Genomic DNA, 15,519 nt, shown 5'->3' on the forward strand with positions numbered 1-15,519 from the left:
GGCCGCACGTCAGACCTGGCGGGTGTTCTCCAGGTAGAGGGCGAGGCGCCTGAGCAGGAAGCGCGCCCCGCCGCGTCGCTCGCCGCGATCGTCGCGGCCGTCCCCCACGGGATGCAGCGACTGGTACTGCTGGGTGAGGCGGATCCGCGTGCCGTCGTCCGCGCTGTCCAATTCGACGGCGTCGAGGGTGACGACGCGCAGCACGTCGTCGAGCCGCAGCTCGGTGGCGGCGACGATGCGCTCTTGCGGCACAAGGTCGAGGAACCGGCTGCGGTAGTCGATGCGCTCCACGCGTTCCGCGGCCGAGAAGACCGCCTCGAGCCGCTCCTCGCCGCCGATGCGGAAGTCGAGCACGTGCGTCTCCTGCGTACCGGGCATGCGAAACCATTGCGCGCGGCGCTCGAGCTCGGCGAAGGCGGCCCAGACGTCGCCGGCTTCCACGCCGACCAGGACGCTCTCCTCGACCGTGCCGATGACGGTGCGAGGGGCGATCGGATGCGTCATCCGATCACTCTGCCACGGAGACGCAAGAAGCCCCGGCCGACCGGCCGGGGCTTCCCGTGGTGGATCTGAGGGGACTCGAACCCCTGACCCCCTGCATGCCATGCAGGTGCGCTACCAGCTGCGCCACAGACCCGGATTCGCTCGAACGGCGGGCCGTTCAGGCGGTGTTTCCGCTCTCGCGGCAACCCGTTCAGAGTACTACACGAACGCGGCGCCGGTGAAATCGAGACGGGCTCACGCGTGCTCTGCGGAGGCGGGTTGCGGCAGCTGGAACGGCACGACCGGGCAGTCCCGCCAGAGCCGCTCCAGCGAGTAGTACTGCCGGTCCTCCTGGTGGAAGACGTGGACGACGAGGTCGCCGAAATCGAGCAGCACCCATCGCCCCTGCTCCCGGCCCTCGCGGCGCAGCGCCTTGGCGCCGGCCTCCGTCAGCCGGTCTTCGACCTCGCCCGCGATCGCCACGACGTTGCGCTCCGAGTTGCCGGAGACGAGCAGGAAGATGTCGGCGAACGGCAGCGGCTCGCTCACGTCGAGGGCGACGAGATCCTCACCCGCCTTCGAGTCCGCTGCGACCGCTGCCAGCTGCAGCAACTCTTTGGCGTGTTCGGATGCCGTCATGCAGTGACCTCTCAGAAGGCGTGGAAGACGAAGCCGGCGACCAGCAGCCCCGCCGCGGCGAGGGCGGCGACGCCGCCCGCGACGGACCCGACGATGGCCCCGACCCGGTGGCCGGTCTGCTTCGGCGGGGTGATGACCGAGCTGGCCGGCGCGTGCGTGCTGATGGCGCGGGTGGCGGCGACGGGCTCGACGCTCGAGGAGTCGGGGGCGTCGCCTTCGTGCTGGTCGATCATCCGGTCGAGCTCGACGCCGTCGAAGCGCCCTTGGATCTGGCCGGTCGAACCCAGTGAACGGGGCAGGTCGATCGAGCCGGTGAGCAGGATCTCGCCGGTGGCGTTGAGCGGGCCGGTCATGTCGGCGGCGGACGGCACCACCGGCATGATCAGCGCGCTCGAGGTCGAGGACCCGCCGGTCGTGTCGGGCGCGACGAGTTCGTCGAAGTCGTCGGTGTTCCCGAGCGACCAGTGCCCGGCCGGTGGCTGGTACGCGCGGATCTCGCCGGTCGTCGGCTGCACCGGCGCCTCGTCGATGACGGGGGGCGATGCCACCGTGGGCGGGGTCGGCTCGGGCGCCGGCGCCTCGGCGATGACGGGCGGGGTGGGCACGGATGTCTCTGGCGCCCGCTGCTCGACGGGAGCCTGTGCGATCGGGGCGGGGGCCTGCGCCGACCCGCTGTTCGCGCTCTGCTGTGCCTGCAGCAGCGCCCGCAGCTGGCGGCGGGTCAAGGGTTGCACCGGCGCCGCCGCAGGGCTGCCGGTCGGTTGCTCGCTGCTCGGGGCGCCGCCGGCCGTCTGCTCGTCGGACTTCTGCTCGGAAAGCACAGGGCGCACATCGGCCGGTGCCGGGATGGTGGGCGCCGCGGATGCGGGTTGCTCGGTCTGCGTCTCGGGTCCGCGGAACGTCGCGGGCACCTCGTCGACGCTGGTGCCGGTGAAAGGCAGTTGGACGGGGGGGACCTGCTGGGCCTGTGCGGCGGCGGCTGCTGCCGCGGCACGCTCGGCCTCGCGCAGTTGGCGTCGCGTGAGCGGCTGCTGTTGATCCTGCCTCAACGTCATGCCACGCTCCGATACAGATGGTGTTTGGTGATGTACTGGACGACTCCGTCCGGCACCAAGTACCAGACCGGGAATCCCCTTCTCACCCGGCTGCGGCAATCCGTCGACGAAATCGCCAGCGCCGGAACCTCCAACAAGCTTACGTCCCGGCGCGGCAATCCCGTAATGCTCAATTCATGTCCGGGACGACTCACAGCGACGAAGTGCGCGAGCTCCCAGAGCCGGTCCACGTCGCGCCAGGTGAGGATCTGGGCGATGGCGTCGGCGCCGGAGATGAAGAACAGCTCGTCATCCGGCCGCTGCGCCTTGATGTCGCGGAGCGTGTCGATCGTGTAGGTCGGGCCGGGCCGGTCGATGTCGACCCGGCTGACGGTGAAGCGCGGGTTGGATGCGGTCGCGATGACCGTCATCAGGTAGCGGTGCTCCGCCGGGGTCACTGCGCCCTTCTGCCAGGGTTGCCCGGTGGGGACGAAGACGACCTCGTCCAGACCGAACGACTGCGCGACCTCGCTCGCGGCGACCAGGTGGCCATGATGGATCGGATCGAAGGTGCCGCCCATCACCCCCACTCGTCGGCGGCCGCTGCTCGGCGCTACCATCCGGCGCTAGTGGCGGACCCCGTGGCCGCTGCCGTGCGTCTCGGACCCGGTCGACGTCATGTGCTGGGCCGCATCCGGATCGGCCGGATCGAGGTGCCGCGCCGACACATCGCGGTAGCTCCACAGGACGACCGCGAGGAAGATGAACACGATCGCGGCGATGATGCCGTAGGCGATGGCGGGGATCGGCAGCGGGTGCTCGGCCTCGGCTGCGGCGATGGCGGACAGAAGCGTCATGTCGTGGGTCATCCTTTCGACGGCGGGCGTCCCCGTCAGTCTATCGACGGATGCGAGGGGCCGACGTCACTCCCCCGCGCTGCGGTCACGCGCCTGCGCGAGGCGCGGGGGAAAAATACGTCCCGACTTCCGCCCCGGCCAGCGCCTCGCTCACCAGGGCCGTGGAGGTGATGACCACCGCCGTACCGGCCTCGGCTGCGTGGCGGGCGGCCGACACCTTGGTCCGCGCTCCCCCGCTGCCGACGCCGGCGGATCCGATCGAGCCGATCTCCACCTCGGCCAGCGGATCGTCCGGCGCGACGTGGGCGATCGGTTCGGCTCCGGGCTGCTGCGGCGGCTTGGTGTACAGCGCGTCCACGTCGGAGAGCAGCACGAGCACGTCCGCCCCGATCATGCGCGCCACGAGCGCGGCCAACCGGTCGTTGTCGCCGAAGCGGATCTCGTGCGTGGCCACCGTGTCGTTCTCGTTCACGATGGGGAGGATGCGCAGCGCCAGCAGGCGCTCCATGGCGCGCTTCGCATTGCCTCGGTGCGTCGGGTTGTCGATGTCGCTCGCCGTGAGCAGCACCTGGCCGGCGACGATGCCGTACGGGTCGAGGCTGGCCTGATAGCGGTGCACCAGCACGCTCTGGCCGACGGCGGCGGCCGCCTGTTGCGTCGCCAGGTCGGTCGGCCGACTGGAGAGCTCGAGGAACGGCATGCCGGTTGCGATGGCTCCGGAGGAGACGAGCACGACCTCGACCCCCTTGCGATGAGCGGTGGCGAGGGCCAGCACGAGCGGAGCGATCTGCCAGGCGTTGTCGCCGCTGATCGACGATGAGCCGACCTTCACCACGACGCGCTTGGCGTCCGCCACGAGCTCCCGCACCCTAGTCGTCGCTCCCGTCCGCGTCGTTCTCTCCGTCGTGGTCCTCCCGCCACAGGCCGGCGGCACGCTCGGATTCCAGTTCAGCGCGCGCCGCCGCCTTCCCGTCCATGCGGTCGAAGTACTCCTGGCGCCGTTCCCGTCGCGTGGCGCGGCTGGAGCCGGAGATGCGCTCGTCGGCTCCGCGCGGTGCGGCGATGAGCTCGGCGGTGGAGGTCAGCGTCGGCTCCCAGTCGAACACGACGCCCGAGCCCGGCCCGATGACGACGGTGTCGCCCGCGACCGCCCCCGCCGCGAACAGTCCGTCTTCGACGCCCAGCTTCGCGAGCCGGTCGGCGAGGAATCCGACGGCCTCGTCGTTCTGGAAGTCGGTCTGCGCGACCCACTGCTCGGGCTTGCGGCCGAGTACCCGGTAGTAGGTGCCGTCGCTGCCGCCTTCGGCCCGCACGGTGAAGGGTGCCTCGTCGACCGCCTTCGGGCGCAGCACGATCCGCGGTGCGGTCTGCTCGGCCTCGGCCGTGCGCTCGCGTTCGGCGGCGACGACCTCGGCCAGGGCGAACGAGAGCGCACGCAGGCCGGCGCGGCTCACGGTGGAGATCTCGAACACGCGGTAGCCGCGCTTCTCGAGTTCGGGCCGCACATACTCGGCGAGGTCGCGCGCCTCGGGCACGTCCAGCTTGTTCAGCGCGACGAGCTGCGGGCGGTCGAGCAGCGGCGTCTGACCGGCCGGCACCGGGTAGTCGCCGAGTTCGTTCAGGATCACGTCCAGGTCGCTCAAGGGGTCGCGGCCCGGCTCGAGAGTGGCGCAGTCGATGACGTGCAGCAGTGCGCTGCACCGCTCCACGTGGCGCAGGAATTCGAGACCGAGGCCCTTGCCTTCGCTCGCGCCCTCGATCAGGCCCGGCACGTCGGCGATGGTGTAACGCACGTCGCCGGCCTGCACGACGCCGAGATTCGGGGTGAGGGTCGTGAACGGATAGTCCGCGATCTTCGGTTTCGCCGCGGAGAGCGCCGCCACGAGGGATGACTTGCCGGCCGACGGGAAGCCGACGAGCGCGACATCCGCCATCGTCTTCAGTTCGAGCTCGACGTCGCCCTCCCAGCCGGGAGTGCCGAGCAGTGCGAAACCGGGGGCCTTGCGCTTCGGGCTCGCGAGCGCCGCGTTGCCGAGCCCGCCGACACCGCCCTCCGCCGCGACGAATCGCATCCCGGGCTCGTTCAGGTCGACCAGCTGCTCGCCGTCGGCCGACTTGACGACGGTGCCGACGGGGACCGGGAGTTCGAGGTCGGCGCCGCGCGCACCGTGACGGTTGTCGCCCATGCCGAAGCCGCCGTTCTCGCTGGCCTGGTGCGGGCGACGGTGATAGGCCAGGAGGGTCGTCACCTGCGGGTCGGCGACGAGCACGATGTCGCCACCGTGTCCGCCGTTGCCGCCGTCGGGGCCGGCGAGCGGCTTGAACTTCTCGCGGCGCACGGAGACGCAGCCGTTGCCGCCGTGACCTGCGCGCAGGTGCAATGTCACGTGGTCGACGAATGTCGCCATGGGGTCTCCTGGGTGAAATGAGGAAGGGCGGGCCGAAGCCCGCCCTTCCGATGCTAATGCGACGCCGCTTACGCCTCGGCGGCGACGATGTTGACCACCTTGCGGCGGCCCTTGGTGCCGAACTCGACCGAACCGGCGGCGAGGGCGAACAGGGTGTCGTCGCCACCGCGGCCGACGTTGGCCCCGGGGTGGAAGTGGGTGCCGCGCTGGCGGACGATGATCTCGCCGGCGTTGACCTTCTCGCCGCCGAAGCGCTTCACGCCGAGGCGCTGAGCGTTCGAGTCACGGCCGTTGCGAGTCGAGCTCGCGCCCTTCTTGTGTGCCATCTCTGTGTGCCTCTCGCGACTTACTTGATGCCGGTGACCTTGACGCGGGTCAGGTCCTGACGGTGGCCCTGACGCTTGCGGTAGCCGGTCTTGTTCTTGAACTTCTGGATGACGATCTTCGGGCCGCGGAGGTCGCCGAGCACCTCAGCGGTCACCTTCACCTTCGCCAGCTCCTCGGCTGCGGAGGTGATCTTGTCGCCGTCGACGAGCAGCACGGGGGCCAGCTCGATGGTGCCGTTCTCGTCCGCCTGGATGCGGTCGAGGGTCACGATGGTGCCGACCTCGACCTTCTCCTGCCGCCCGCCGGCGCGCACAACTGCGTAAACCACTTCAGTACCTACTTCTCCGGGGAGCGAAGTCGCTCCGATGCTTGATTTCTGGGGTGCCGGCCTCTGACAGGGCGAGACGAACTCGCATGGGCCCGGGAAACCGCGGCGATCATTCGGCCCGATTACGGCCGCGCACGCCAACACTCAAGGTTACTTGATGGTGGCAGGGCGGTCAAACCGGCTCCGACCTCGCCGCGATAGGGTTGACGCCCGTGACCGTGCTGATCGACCGACCCGTGTGGCCGGCACACGGCACGCTCTGGTCGCACCTGGTCAGCGATGCGTCACTGACAGAATTGCACGAGTTCGCCGACGCGGCCGGCGTGCCACGCCGCGCGTTCGATCTCGACCACTACGACGTGCCGGCGGAGCGGTACGACGAACTCGTCGAACGGGGTGCGGTGCCGGTGTCGATGCGCGAACTCGTGCTCCGGCTGCGCGCCAGCGGGCTGCGGGTGAAGGCCGTCGACCGGCGCTGACCGCAGCCCGCTCAGGCGTCGTCGCCGGGTCGCGGCTCCTCTGGCGTCACGATCGTTCCGCTCAGAGCGCTCGTGGTCACGCGACGGCGCCGCGGGCGACTGGGCGCCGGAGCTTCGCTTCCGGGCCCCGGCGGCAGGGCCTCGAGCACCGAGTCGAGCAGGTGCGCGGCGGCCTCGCGGTCGATCTCCCGCGGCTCGCGCGCAGGCACGGGCGGCAGGTCGACCAGCGGTGCGACCGGGGCGGGGGCGACGGATGCCTCGTCGGCGGGCTGGGCGCCCGCATCCGTGCCCGACGACCGCGCCCGGCGGGAACGGGACCGGCGCGGCCGCGTCTCGTCCGTGCGATCGTCCGCCGGTCCCGCCTCTCGAGCCGGCTCGGAACTCTCCGTCGTCTCCGTCGTCGCCGTGGTCTCCGACGTGACGACCGCGACCTGGCCGGTGGTCGGGTGGCCGATCGTGCTCGCGGCGATGCGGGCCAGCGAGCTCTTGACCTCCTCGGTGATCTGGTGGGTGCCCTCATGCACGGGCGCGCCACCGTTTCCGCCGGAGTTGCCGTTGCCACTGCCGTTGCCGTTCCCGCCTCGGCGGCGCGACGAACCCCGCTCCGGCTGCTGCGCGCGGTGCTTGACGACCGGGTCGTGGTGCACGATGACGCCGCGGCCGGCGCAGACCTCGCACGGCTCGCTGAAGGTCTCGAGCAGCCCGAGTCCCAGCTTCTTGCGCGTCATCTGCACGAGACCGAGCGAGGTCACCTCGGCGACCTGGTGCTTCGTGCGGTCTCGGCTCAGGCACTCGACGAGTCGGCGCAGCACGAGGTCGCGGTTGGATTCGAGCACCATGTCGATGAAGTCCACGACGATGATGCCGCCGATGTCGCGCAGCCGGAGCTGGCGCACGATCTCCTCGGCGGCCTCGAGGTTGTTCTTCGTCACGGTCTCTTCGAGGTTGCCGCCGGAACCGACGAACTTGCCCGTGTTCACGTCGATCACGGTCATCGCCTCGGTGCGGTCGATGATCAGGGAGCCGCCGGAGGGCAGCCACACCTTGCGGTCGAGGGCCTTCTCGATCTGCTCGCTGATGCGGAACTCGTCGAACGCATCGTCCTTGTCGCCGGCGTACCGCTCGACGCGGTCGAGCAGGTCGGGGGCGACCTGGCCGAGATAGGTCTCGATCGTCTGCTGCGCGTCGTCGCCCTGGATGACGAGTCGCTGGAAGTCCTCGTTGAACACGTCGCGCACGATCTTGATCAGCAGGTCGGGCTCGCTGTGCAGCAGGGCGGGCGCCTGCACCTTCTCGACGGCGCGCTGGATCTCGGCCCACTGGGCGGTAAGACGGGTGACGTCGAGCTTCAGCTGCTCCTCGGTTGCGCCTTCCGCCGCGGTGCGCACGATGACGCCCACGCCTTCGGGCAGCACCTCCTTGAGGATCTTCTTGAGCCGGGCGCGCTCGGTGTCGGGCAGTTTGCGGCTGATGCCGTTCATCGACCCGCCGGGGACGTAGACGAGGTAGCGGCCGGGCAGCGAGATCTGGCTGGTGAGCCGGGCGCCCTTGTGGCCGACCGGGTCCTTCGTGACCTGCACGAGGACCTTGTCGCCGGGCTTAAGCGCCAGCTCGATGCGGCGCGGCTGGTTCTTCTCTCCGCTCTCCGCCTGCGCGGCCTCCCAGTCGACCTCGCCGGAGTAGAGCACGGCATTGCGGCCGCGGCCGATGTCGACGAAGGCGGCCTCCATGCTGGGCAGCACGTTCTGCACCTTGCCCAGGTACACGTTGCCGATGAGTGAGGCCTCCTGGCTCTTGGCCACGTAGTGCTCGACGAGCACCTTGTCCTCCAGCACCCCGATCTGGATGCGACCGCCGCGGGAGCGCACCACCATGGTGCGGTCCACGGCCTCGCGCCGGGCGAGGAATTCGGCCTCGGTGATCACGGCCCGCCGCCGGCCGGCGTCGCGGCCGTCGCGGCGGCGCTGCTTCTTGGCCTCGAGGCGGGTCGAGCCCTTCACCTTCTGCGGCTCGGTGATCAGCTCGGGCTCGGGCTTGGGCTTCTGCCGCTGTCGTGGCTGGTCATCGGATGCTTCGCCGCCGCCGTTCCCCCCGCGGCGACGGCGCTTGCGGCCGCCGGCGGGCTCCTCCGGTTCGTCCGGCTCGTCGAACGCCGCCTCGGGCAGCACCGGCGGGGCCTGGAAGAGGAGGGTCGTGGTCGACATCGAGCCGGCGAAGGCGTCGAGGTTCTGCGTTCCCACGACCGGAACCGGGCTGGTGAGAGGCTGCGGCAGCGCGGGGGCGTCGACCACGGGGGGCACCGGGGCTGTCGTAGCCGGTGCCGACTGTGCCGGTGCAGGCTGGGCCGGTTCCGGAGCCGACCGGGACGGTGCCTCCGCCGGGTCGGCGGGTGCGGCCGGTGCGTCCGCGGAACCCGCCGGCGTGTCGGTCGAAGCCGGGGTGGTCGGCGTCTCCTCGTGCGAACCGGTGGGGGTCAGTTCCGGCTCGTTCCGCCTGCGACGCCCGCCGAACAGGCGCCCGCGGCGCTTCGGTGACTCCTGATTGCCTGCATATTCATCTTTTTCCACCATCTCTGGTGCACTCCTTGTACCGAGCGGCAGGAACGCTCCTTCGCCCGGGAACTCTCTGCGGTGGGCGCGTGCCGCACCGGAAATCCTTCGTCCGACGGGCCATCTCGGCCCGTCCGCTCGCGGCCGACTCAGGTGGTCGCGAAAACCTTGTTCTTTCCTCGCCATCGTCCGCCCGGCGGAGTGGCTTGCGCTCCATTATCGCACGGCGTGTCAGAGCTGCCGCCGTGCCCATCGGCCGCCGTGCGATACTGCACGACGTGTCAGACCCGCGCCCCGCGAGACCCCCGTACGCCCTCGCCACCTGGCTCATCATCGCCGGCCTCATCGGCCTGTGGGCGGCCTTCCGGCTCACCCTCGACAAGTTCGACGTGCTGGAGAACCCGAAGGCCTCGCTCGACTGCAACTACAGCGTGCTGGTGCAGTGCACCGCGAACCTGCAGTCGCACCAGGGCGCGGTGCTGGGCTTCCCGAACCCGCTGCTGGGGCTCGGCGGGTGGACGGCGACCGTCGCGATGGGCGCGATCGTCTGGGCGGTGCGGGGCACGATCGCGCGCTGGTTCTGGCTTCTCTTCAACCTCGGCGTGGTCGGCGCACTCGTGCTGGTGATCTACCTCATCCACGCAAGCGTCTACGACATCCACACGCTGTGCCCCTGGTGCATGCTCACCTGGAGTGTGACGATCCCGACGTTCTGGGCGACGACGCTGTACAACCTGAAGTCGGGGACCATTCCGCTGCCGGCATCCGTGCGCGCGTTCTTCGCGGCCGCGTACACGTGGACGCCGGTGATCACGCTGGTGAGCTATGTGGTCGTCGCCGTGCTGGCCCAGCTCGAGCTGAACTGGCTGAGCCAGCTGTGACGGCGACGGCCGGCGCGGCGCTCTAGCCGAACCAGAGGGCGAGCTCGCGCTGCGCCGACTCGGGCGAGTCCGAGCCGTGCACGAGGTTCTGCTGCACCTTCAGCCCCCAGTCGCGGGCGAGGTCGCCGCGGATGGTGCCGGGCGCGGCGGTGGTCGGGTCGGTGGTTCCGGCGAGCGACCGGAAGCCCTCGATCACCCGGTCGCCGGCGACGCGGATGGCGACGATCGGCCCGGACTGCATGAACTCGACGAGCGGCTCGTAGAACGGCTTGCCCTGGTGCTCCTCGTAGTGCTTCGCCAGCAGCTCGAGGTCGGCCTCGACCATCTTGATGTCGACCAGGCTGTAGCCCTTGGCCTCGATGCGGCGCAGGATCTCGCCGGTCAAGCCGCGGGCGACGCCGTCCGGCTTGACGAGGACGAGGGTCTCTTCGACGGGGGTGCTCACGTGGGGTTCTCCGTTCGGTCGTTCCGTTGTGCGGACTTCTGCCTCTCGATCTTGCCAGCCGTCACCATGCAGTACGTCCAGATGGCGAGGAAGATCAGCCCCACGACGAACATCATGTGCACCCAGATGCCGCTGACGAGTGCGAGAAGCTGCACCAGCCAGCCGAGCCAAACGCCGACGAGGTGCCGCATCAGGGCGATGGCGGCGACGGAGAGGACGATCAGCACCGCTCCCCCGCCGAGCGCGACCGGTGCGGGGGCGACCTTGAGGCCGAAGGCGACGAGCGCGCCGAGGAACAGGATGACGAGCTCGAAACCGAGCACGATCGACCCGAGCGACTCGCGGATGCCCCGCTCGCGGCTCACGCCTCGCCCTCCGGCTGCTCGGGCAGTTCGTCGACGCGCGGCGCCTTCCAGCCGCGGTCGGCGGCCATCGTGATCGTCTCGCCGACGAGCGTGATCGATCCGGTCACGACGACGGCCCGCTTCTCGCCCTCCGCCGCCCAGGCGCGCGCGGCCTCGATCGCGTCGCCGAGGTCGTCGGTCTCCTCGGCGCGGGCGCCGGTCCATTCGTAGACGTCCTCGGCCAGCTCCTCGCTCGGGCGGGCCCGCTCGGAGTGCGACTGGGTCACGAACAGCTGGGCCGCGATGGGCGCGAGCTGTGCGACGATCCCCCGGGCGTCCTTGTCTTTCAGGATCCCGAGCACGAACGCGATCTCGTCGAAGTCGAAGAAGGTCCGCAGGGCGGCGGCGAGGCTGCCGGCGCCGGCCGGGTTGTGGGCGGCGTCGACCAGCACGGTGGGCTCGGTGCCGACGAGCTGCAGACGGCCGGGCGAGGAGGCGGCACTCAGTCCCTCCTCGAGCAGCTCACCGTTCAGGGGCTGGGCGCCGCCGCCGAGGAAGGCCTCGACGGCCGCGACGGCGACGGCCGCGTTCTGCGCCTGGTGCTCGCCGTAGAGCGGCAGCGTCAGGCTCTCGTAGGTGCCGGCGAGGCCGCGCAGCGACACCAGCTGCCCGCCGACCGCGACCTGCGCGGAGACCACGTCGAACTGCGCCGGCTGGGCGACGAGCTGGGCGTGGCGAGCGGATGCCGCGGCCTGCAGCTCGCGCATCGCGGAGGGCTCCTGAGCGGCGGTGACGACCGTGGCGCCCTCCTTGATGATGCCGGCCTTGGTGCGGGCGATCTCGGCGACGGTTCCGCCGAGGCTCGCGGTGTGGTCGAGCGAGATCGGGGTGATGACGGCGACCTGTCCGTCGGCGACGTTGGTCGAGTCCCACTCCCCGCCCATGCCGACCTCGATGACCGCGACGTCCACCGGGGCATCCGCGAAGCAGGCGAAGCCGAGCACGGTGACGGCCTCGAAGAAGGTGAGCCGGGGCTTTCCGGCCGCCTTCAGCTCGGCGTCGACGATCTCGATGTAGGGCTTGATCTCGGACCAGTTGCGGGCGAGCGCCTCGTCGGAGATGGGCTCGCCGTCGATGAGGAAGCGCTCGTTGAACCGCTCGAGGTGCGGGCTCGTGAACAGCCCGGTGCGCAGGCCGTAGGAGCGCAGGATGCTCTCGGCGATGCGGCTCGTCGAGGTCTTCCCGTTCGTTCCGGTGACGTGGATGATCGGGAAGGCCTTCTGCGGGTCGCCGAGCACCTCGACGGCGCGGCGCGTGGCTTCGAGCCGGCGCTCGGGATGCGCCTCGCCGAGGCGCTCGAGGAGCTCGGCGTAGACCGCGTCGGCGGCCTGGCGGTGTGCGTCGGCGTCGGTCATGCGTCCACCTTCTCGACCTCGATGCGGGGCTCGCCGGCGGTGACCTCGACCGTCAGCTCGCGGGCCAGCGTCTCGGCGGCGATCAGGTCCTTGTGGGCGCGCGCCGCCGCGGCATCCGTCTCGCTCACGGCCAGCGTGAGCCGGATCCGGTCGCTCACGTCGAGCCCGGCGGCCTTGCGCGCGTCCTGCACGCTGCGCACGAGGTCGCGGGCCACGCCCTCGGCCTCGAGTTCGCGGGTGAGCGTGGTCTCGAGCAGCACGAAGCCGCCGCCGGGCAGGAGGGCGAGCGCCTCGCCCGACGCGGCGGCGTCGGCGACCTCGAGCACGAGCTCGTATTCGCCGGGTTCGAGGGCGATGCCGCCCGCGGTCACGAGGCCGTCGACCTCCGCCCAGTCGCCGGACCGGGCGGCCTTGATCGCCTCCTGCACCTGCTTGCCGAGACGCGGCCCCGCCGCGCGCGCGTTGACGGCGAGGCGGCGGGTGATGCCGTAGTCGGCGGCGCTCGTCTCGGACTCGGGGACCAGTTCGATAGCCTTCACGTTCAGCTCGTCGCGCAGGATCGGCTCGAAGCCGGCCAGCGCCTCGGCCTCGGGCACCACGACCGTGAGCCTGGCCAGCGGCAGGCGCACGCGCAGGCCGTTGGCCTTGCGCAGCGAGAGGGCGACCGAGGAGATCTCGCGCACGCGGTCCATGGCGGCGACGAGCGCGTCGTCGGCGGGGAACTCCGCCGCCTCCGGCCAATCGGTCAGGTGCACGCTGCGGCCGCCGGTGAGGCCCTGCCAGACGTGCTCGCAGACGAGCGGCAGCAGCGGTGCGGCGAGCCGACAAAGGGTCTCGAGCACCGTGTACAGCGTGTCGAAGGCCCCGGCGTTCTCGCCGTCGTCGGTGACGCCGACCCAGAAGCGGTCGCGTGAGCGGCGCACGAACCAGTTGGTGAGCACGTCGGCGAAGTCGCGCAGCCTGGCGGCGGCCATGGGGCTGTCGAGCCCCTCGAGCTCGGCGGTGACCGCCTCGATCAGGTCGCGGGTCTTGGCGAGGATGTACCGGTCGAGCTCGTTGGTCGATGCGGTGGACCGCTTCGCCTCGTATCCGCTCGCATTCGCGTACAGGGTGAAGAAGTAGTAGCTGTTCCACAGCGGCAGGAGCAGCTCGCGCACCCCCGAGCGGATGCCCTCCTCGGTGACCACGAGGTTGCCGCCGCGGATCACGGAACTCGACATCAGGAACCAGCGCATGGCGTCGGACCCGTCGCGGTCGAACACCTCGCTGACGTCGGGGTAGTTGCGCAGGCTCTTGGACATCTTCTGCCCGTCAGAGCCGAGCACGATGCCGTGGCTGAGCGCGCTGCGGAACGCGGGCCGGTCGAACAGGGCCGTGGCGAGCACGTGCTGCACGTAGAACCAGCCGCGGGTCTGCCCGATGTACTCGACGATGTAGTCGGCCGGGTTGTGGGTGTCGAACCAGTCCCGGTTCTCGAACGGGTAGTGCACCTGCGCGAACGGCATCGAGCCGGAGTCGAACCACACGTCGAAGACGTCGGTGATGCGCCGCATCGTCGACCTGCCGGTCGGGTCGTCCGGGTTGGGCCGGGTGAGCTCGTCGATCCACGGCCGGTGCAGGTCGACCTCTCCCTGCTCGTTGCGCGGCAGGCGGCCGAAGTCGCGCTCCAGCTCGGCGAGCGAACCATACACGTCGATGCGCGGATGCTCCGGGTCGTCGCTCTTCCACACCGGGATCGGCGACCCCCAGAACCGGTTGCGGCTGATCGACCAGTCGCGGGCTCCCTCGAGCCACTTGCCGAACTGGCCGTCCTTCACGTTCTCCGGCACCCAGTCGATCTGCCGGTTCAGCTCGACCATCCGGTCGCGGAACTCGGTCACGCGGACGAACCAGCTGGAGACCGCCTTGTAGATCAGCGGGTTGCGGCACCGCCAGCAGTGCGGGTACGAGTGCTCGTAGCTCGCCTGGCGCAGCAGCCGGCGCTCGGCGCGCAGCAGCTGGGTGAGGGGCTTGTTGGCGTCGAACACCTGCTGCCCGGCGACGGGCGCGACCTGCGGCAGGAAGCGGCCGCCGTCGTCGACGGACACGATGACCGGGATGCCATTGGCCTCGCACACGCGCTGGTCGTCTTCGCCATAGGCGGGGGCCTGGTGCACGATGCCGGTGCCCTCGGTGGTCGACACGTAGTCGTCGACCAGGATGCGCCAGGCGTTCTGCGTGCCGTAGGTCTCGGCGTCGGCGTAGAAGTCCCAGAGCCGGGCGTACTGCACCCCGGCGAGCTCGGCGCCGGTGACGGTCTTCACGACCGCGGCGCGCGCCGACTCGGCGTCGGCGTAGCCGAGGTCCTTCGCGTACGCGCCGACGAGGTCGAGGGCGAGCAGGTACTCCCCCGCCTCCTCCGGCGTGTCGGCGGCGCCGGCCGGCCCGGCGGGCACGACGGCGTACTCGATCTCCGGCCCGACGGCGAGGGCCAGGTTGGTCGGCAGCGTCCACGGGGTGGTCGTCCAGGCCAGCGCCCGCACGGCGGTCAGCCCCAGCGCCTCGGCCTTCTCGCCGACGAGCGGGAAGGTGACGGTGACCGTCTGGTCCTGGCGCATCTTGTAGACGTCGTCGTCCATGCGCAGCTCGTGGTTCGACAGCGGCGTCTCGTCGCGCCAGCAGTACGGCAGCACCCGGTAGCCCTCGTAGGCGAGGCCCTTGTCGAAGAGCTGCTTGAACGCCCACAGCACGCTCTCCATGAAGCTCAGGTCAAGGGTCTTGTAGCCGTGCTCGAAGTCGACCCAGCGCGCCTGACGGGTGACGTACTCCTGCCACTCGCCGACGTATTTGAGCACCGACTCCCGCGCCGCGCGGTTGAACGCGGCGAGCCCCATCTTCTCGATGTCGGCCTTGCCGTTGATGCCCAGCTGCCGCTCGGCCTCAAGTTCGGCGGGCAGGCCGTGGGTGTCCCAGCCGAAGACGCGCTTGACCTGCTTGCCGCGCATGGTCTGGAAGCGGGGGAAGAGGTCCTTGGCGTAGCCGGTGAGCAGGTGCCCGTAGTGGGGCAGGCCGTTCGCGAACGGCGGCCCGTCGTAGAACACCCACTCGGGGCATCCGTCGCGCTGGTCGATCGACGCCTGGAAGGTGTCGTCCTTCTTCCAGAACGCGAGCACCTGCTGCTCGATGTCGGGGAAGCGCGGGCTCGGCGACACCTCGGGCTGGTCGGACTTGGGGTACGGCAACTTTCGGCTCCTGAAAATGCGTGGGCGTCTGAAGCCGAGGACGCGACACGTGCCGCGCGGTACCACCTCGATTGATGCGGGGCGGGGATTCCCGAAGAAATCCCGTCCG

General features: G+C 70.5%; 16 protein-coding genes and 1 tRNA gene. 2 read left to right on the forward strand and 15 right to left on the reverse strand.

Annotated features, from left to right (window positions below; translation table 11 throughout):
* Positions 1-9: 9 nt before the first annotated feature.
* The 10 genes from H563_RS0102150 to rplU form a co-directional block, all read right to left on the reverse strand.
* Positions 10-504: an SRPBCC domain-containing protein gene (locus tag H563_RS0102150; RefSeq protein WP_022880978.1), complete on the reverse strand. Its 495-nt coding sequence runs from the start codon at positions 502-504 to the stop codon at positions 10-12.
* Between the two features lie 57 nt (positions 505-561).
* Positions 562-637 (reverse strand) — tRNA-Ala (locus H563_RS0102155).
* Positions 638-738: 101 nt separating this feature from the next.
* On the reverse strand, positions 739-1,122 hold the full coding sequence (rsfS, locus tag H563_RS0102160; RefSeq protein ID WP_022880979.1) for a ribosome silencing factor: 384 nt from the start codon (positions 1,120-1,122) through the stop codon (positions 739-741).
* A gap of 11 nt (positions 1,123-1,133) precedes the next feature.
* A complete protein-coding gene (locus tag H563_RS17180; protein WP_022880980.1) occupies positions 1,134-2,177 on the reverse strand; it encodes a hypothetical protein in 1,044 nt (347 codons plus the stop codon).
* Positions 2,174-2,776 (reverse strand): nicotinate-nucleotide adenylyltransferase, encoded by a 603-nt coding sequence (nadD, locus tag H563_RS0102170; protein ID WP_022880981.1) that lies wholly within the window; start codon positions 2,774-2,776, stop codon positions 2,174-2,176. The genes H563_RS17180 and nadD overlap by 4 nt, the downstream gene beginning before the upstream one ends.
* A 6-nt stretch (positions 2,777-2,782) precedes the next feature.
* On the reverse strand, positions 2,783-3,013 hold the full coding sequence (locus H563_RS0102175) for a hypothetical protein (RefSeq protein WP_022880982.1): 231 nt from the start codon (positions 3,011-3,013) through the stop codon (positions 2,783-2,785).
* An 85-nt stretch (positions 3,014-3,098) separates the two neighbouring features.
* The gene (proB, locus tag H563_RS0102180; protein WP_245556804.1) at positions 3,099-3,869 is read right to left on the reverse strand and encodes a glutamate 5-kinase; all 771 of its coding nucleotides are present in this window, start codon (positions 3,867-3,869) and stop codon (positions 3,099-3,101) included.
* A gap of 13 nt (positions 3,870-3,882) precedes the next feature.
* The gene (gene obgE / locus H563_RS0102185; protein WP_022880984.1) at positions 3,883-5,421 is read right to left on the reverse strand and encodes a GTPase ObgE; all 1,539 of its coding nucleotides are present in this window, start codon (positions 5,419-5,421) and stop codon (positions 3,883-3,885) included.
* 68 nt (positions 5,422-5,489) lie between these two features.
* The gene (gene rpmA / locus H563_RS0102190; RefSeq protein WP_022880985.1) at positions 5,490-5,747 is read right to left on the reverse strand and encodes a 50S ribosomal protein L27; all 258 of its coding nucleotides are present in this window, start codon (positions 5,745-5,747) and stop codon (positions 5,490-5,492) included.
* Between the two features lie 20 nt (positions 5,748-5,767).
* Positions 5,768-6,076, reverse strand: a complete 309-nt coding sequence (gene rplU, locus H563_RS0102195) for a 50S ribosomal protein L21 (protein ID WP_022880986.1) — start codon at positions 6,074-6,076, stop codon at positions 5,768-5,770.
* A 212-nt stretch (positions 6,077-6,288) separates the two neighbouring features.
* On the opposite strand from rplU, the gene H563_RS0102200 reads away from it, so the two are divergent.
* Complete coding sequence (locus H563_RS0102200) at positions 6,289-6,555, forward strand: DUF4031 domain-containing protein (protein WP_022880987.1); 267 nt, start codon at positions 6,289-6,291, stop codon at positions 6,553-6,555.
* Positions 6,556-6,566: 11 nt separating this feature from the next.
* On the opposite strand, the gene H563_RS14570 is transcribed toward H563_RS0102200, so the two are convergent.
* Positions 6,567-9,125 carry an Rne/Rng family ribonuclease gene (locus H563_RS14570; protein WP_022880988.1) on the reverse strand — a complete coding sequence of 853 codons (2,559 nt, stop codon included), beginning with the start codon at positions 9,123-9,125 and terminating at the stop codon, positions 6,567-6,569.
* Between the two features lie 257 nt (positions 9,126-9,382).
* Here H563_RS14570 and H563_RS0102210 point away from each other — a divergent pair, with 257 nt between their 5' ends.
* The gene (locus tag H563_RS0102210; RefSeq protein ID WP_027478996.1) at positions 9,383-9,985 is read left to right on the forward strand and encodes a vitamin K epoxide reductase family protein; all 603 of its coding nucleotides are present in this window, start codon (positions 9,383-9,385) and stop codon (positions 9,983-9,985) included.
* A gap of 22 nt (positions 9,986-10,007) precedes the next feature.
* On the opposite strand, the gene ndk is transcribed toward H563_RS0102210, so the two are convergent.
* Genes ndk through ileS form a run of 4 tightly spaced genes read right to left on the reverse strand, consistent with a single transcriptional unit; the run spans position 10,008 to position 15,410 of the window.
* A complete protein-coding gene (gene ndk / locus H563_RS0102215) occupies positions 10,008-10,430 on the reverse strand; it encodes a nucleoside-diphosphate kinase (protein WP_022880990.1) in 423 nt (140 codons plus the stop codon).
* Entirely contained in the window at positions 10,427-10,795 is a 369-nt protein-coding gene (locus H563_RS18055; protein WP_022880991.1) for a DUF4233 domain-containing protein, read from the reverse strand. The genes ndk and H563_RS18055 overlap by 4 nt, the downstream gene beginning before the upstream one ends.
* Complete coding sequence (locus tag H563_RS14580; RefSeq protein WP_022880992.1) at positions 10,792-12,189, reverse strand: bifunctional folylpolyglutamate synthase/dihydrofolate synthase; 1,398 nt, start codon at positions 12,187-12,189, stop codon at positions 10,792-10,794. Before H563_RS14580 ends, H563_RS18055 begins: the two co-directional genes overlap by 4 nt.
* Positions 12,186-15,410: an isoleucine--tRNA ligase gene (gene ileS / locus H563_RS14585; RefSeq protein WP_022880993.1), complete on the reverse strand. Its 3,225-nt coding sequence runs from the start codon at positions 15,408-15,410 to the stop codon at positions 12,186-12,188. Before ileS ends, H563_RS14580 begins: the two co-directional genes overlap by 4 nt.
* Positions 15,411-15,519 lie beyond the last annotated feature (109 nt).

The organism is Gryllotalpicola ginsengisoli DSM 22003, from assembly GCF_000419445.1.
GTDB classification, from domain to species: Bacteria; Actinomycetota; Actinomycetes; order Actinomycetales; family Microbacteriaceae; genus Gryllotalpicola; species Gryllotalpicola ginsengisoli.

Bases quoted from the DNA above. Each gene is read 5' to 3' on its own strand.
- H563_RS0102150 (WP_022880978.1), bottom strand. From the start codon at position 504: ATGACGCATCCGATCGCCCCTCGCACCGTCATCGGCACGGTCGAGGAG.
- rsfS (WP_022880979.1), bottom strand. From the start codon at position 1,122: ATGACGGCATCCGAACACGCCAAAGAGTTGCTGCAGCTGGCAGCGGTC.
- H563_RS17180 (WP_022880980.1), bottom strand. From the start codon at position 2,177: ATGACGTTGAGGCAGGATCAACAGCAGCCGCTCACGCGACGCCAACTG.
- nadD (WP_022880981.1), bottom strand. From the start codon at position 2,776: ATGGTAGCGCCGAGCAGCGGCCGCCGACGAGTGGGGGTGATGGGCGGC.
- H563_RS0102175 (WP_022880982.1), bottom strand. From the start codon at position 3,013: ATGACGCTTCTGTCCGCCATCGCCGCAGCCGAGGCCGAGCACCCGCTG.
- obgE (WP_022880984.1), bottom strand. From the start codon at position 5,421: ATGGCGACATTCGTCGACCACGTGACATTGCACCTGCGCGCAGGTCAC.
- rpmA (WP_022880985.1), bottom strand. From the start codon at position 5,747: ATGGCACACAAGAAGGGCGCGAGCTCGACTCGCAACGGCCGTGACTCG.
- H563_RS14570 (WP_022880988.1), bottom strand. From the start codon at position 9,125: ATGGTGGAAAAAGATGAATATGCAGGCAATCAGGAGTCACCGAAGCGC.
- H563_RS14580 (WP_022880992.1), bottom strand. From the start codon at position 12,189: ATGACCGACGCCGACGCACACCGCCAGGCCGCCGACGCGGTCTACGCC.